Annotated in this window: 2 protein-coding genes; one reads left to right on the top strand and one right to left on the bottom strand. The window is 73.4% G+C overall.

Annotated elements, in window-relative coordinates; genetic code table 11:
- Positions 1 to 842: 842 nt before the first annotated feature.
- Positions 843 to 1241, bottom strand: a complete 399-nt coding sequence (locus ACFXHB_RS44640) for a hypothetical protein (RefSeq protein WP_380582949.1) — start codon at positions 1239 to 1241, stop codon at positions 843 to 845.
- Between the two features lie 593 nt (positions 1242 to 1834).
- Here ACFXHB_RS44640 and ACFXHB_RS44635 point away from each other — a divergent pair.
- Positions 1835 to 2179, top strand: a complete 345-nt coding sequence (locus ACFXHB_RS44635; RefSeq protein WP_380582947.1) for a hypothetical protein — start codon at positions 1835 to 1837, stop codon at positions 2177 to 2179.
- Positions 2180 to 2289 lie beyond the last annotated feature (110 nt).

Here is a 2289-nt window from a genome sequence, read left to right as displayed (position 1 = left end):
AACCCCACCATGGTCCCCCCGCCCACCCTGACACTCCCGGCCGCGCGCCTTGATGCCCCAGGGCCACGGCCATCAAGGCGCGCGCCTCCCCGACAACCTGGTGGCCGGCCGCAGGGCGTCTCCAAGGTGAGCGGGCCGGCCTTCCAAGGCTTCCGGGGAGGTTTCCAAGGTGAGCCCGGCACCGTCTCCAAGACTCCCGACCGAAACCTTGGAAGCACACCCCGCACACCTCGACGGCCGGCCCGACACTCCTTGACGGCCCATCAAGGAACGCGCGTTCCCGCACGTCAAAGCACTGGTGAACGCGTGCTCGCCAAGGTTGGACGGCCCCGCGGTGATGTTGGCGGACCACCGACTCCAGCAGCACCTGCCGTACCCCCGATCACCCCCACCTCCTCGGCGGCCACCACCCGCCGCCGCGCCCAGTCCCACTCGGCGAGCTGCGTGAAGAGCAGGCGGACCAGGCAGTCGACGGCCTCGTCCGGGTCCTGCCCGGTACGGCCTCCTGGGCGGCCCCGGCGAAGACGTTCTCGTCCAGCCCCTCGAACTCCCCGGCCCACCCAGCCACCGACTGCCAGCAGCGCCCCAGCCAGGCCCGCTGGTGCGCCCGCACCGCCTCCGGCGACCAGGGCGGCGGGGAGCGGAGGGAACGGATCGCCGACCCGGCGATCGCTCGGCCGGCGCCCGGCCCGAGCCCGACACGCCGTCGCCGACCGCGCCGCCGAGGCCGCCTACCAGGCCCACCGGACCACCGCGGCCTCGCGGGCGCCGCCGCCCAGCCCCTCGGAGGGGGTGCCCCCTGCGTCCGGGGCCGGCCGCGTCCTTGACCACCCCGCCGACGCTCAGGAGCCGTCGGCGGGCCGGACCGGGGTGCTGAGGAGAAGGAGCCGGCCGGCCGCCGCGGCGGGCCGGAAGTCGAAGACGCTGGTGAACAGGCCGGTGATCAGCAGCAGGGTGCCGTGCGCGAGGACGGATCGCCTCCACTCGCGGGTGGTGGCGATCTCGTCGTCGAACCAGGCCCGGCCGCCGGGCCGGTGGATGGTCAGTCGGTAACCGCCGAGGACCGCTGACCAGGCCGGATTCGGGCCGGTGGCCGTCGCGGGCGCGGCGTCGCGGTCGGCCCAGCCGTCTTCGAGGACCAGCGGGCGGCCGGGGTCGGCCGGCACGATCAGGACGGGGCGGTGGTCGCGCGTCAACTCGGGCCAGGGCCTGCGCGGGCCGGACCCGCTGATGATCTCCACGAACGGCCCCCTTCCCCGATCCGGCCCGGCCACTCCATCGCCGGACGGATCACGCACGGTCTCCACGAAGACCTTCACCCCGAGGCCGGCGAACACGATCGTCGGACCGACTCAGCCTTGATCGTTCTCGTATCGGTCCCCACCGGCACGTCCCACGGGCCGGCTGATATCAGCGTAGCGAGCCGGCTGGTCCCGAGGGATCGAAAACAGGTTCCGAGGCCGGCTGGACAGGCTACGGCCGGCACGCCTCCTCTCCCGGGACGGGCCACGCTGCCACACCCCTCTCGCGGCCCGCCGCGCCCCCGTTGCGGGGAGGTGGCCTCTCACGCGGACGCGCGGGCGCCTCTATGCGTCGGGCCCGTCCGGACGCGTGGGTGGTTGCGAATCTCAGCGAAATTCTCCGCCCGATCCATGCTGTCCGGCCCGCCCGTCTGCCGGACCGGGTGACGGCGTGCAGCATTTCGGTGCCGGCACCCGCCACGGCGTCGGAGCGACACGGGGCCAAGCAGGTCACGGAGTTTCAAGGTCCCGGCGCCGTCGCGGTCCTAGGCTGTCTGATCGTGAGCCCGTACCCGCGTACCATCCGCGCCGCCATGTCCCTGCGTGCCGTCCCCCCAGGACAGCCCGCCCTCGCCCCCGGCCTCGGCCTGCTTGAGGCCGGCGACCAGGGCGCCGCCCCGCAGGTTCCCGCCGTGCCCGGACCTGCCCGCCCGGGCCGCACCCGCGGCGGGAAGCGGCCTGAACCCGAGACCTGCACCGCCGTTGCCCTCACCGTCCGCGTCGAGCGCGACGAAGCCGCGGCGATCGACCGGTGGATCATCGACCTGCGCGACGACACCCACCGCACCCAGCTCGACAAATCCGAGGTCATCCGCGAGCTCCTGGCCCTCGCCCGCGCACACGAGCCCACCCGCCGTGCCCTCCTCAAGCGGCTCTGACCCCGGCTGTCAATGCGGGAGTATCAGAATTTCGGTGGACACCCTGATCAAGGGAGTCACTGATGAGCTCGCTGACGGATCACCGGATCGAGTCGGTTCCTGAGGGGACG

This window comes from Kitasatospora sp. NPDC059327, assembly GCF_042752535.1.
GTDB lineage: Bacteria > Actinomycetota > Actinomycetes > Streptomycetales > Streptomycetaceae > Kitasatospora.
Note: the sequence above shows the minus strand (reverse complement) of the source record. Positions and strands in the feature narration are given on the sequence as shown.

Coding starts and splice junctions, on each gene's coding strand:
- ACFXHB_RS44635 (WP_380582947.1), top strand. CDS start 1,835: ATGTCCCTGCGTGCCGTCCCCCCAGGACAGCCCGCCCTCGCCCCCGGC.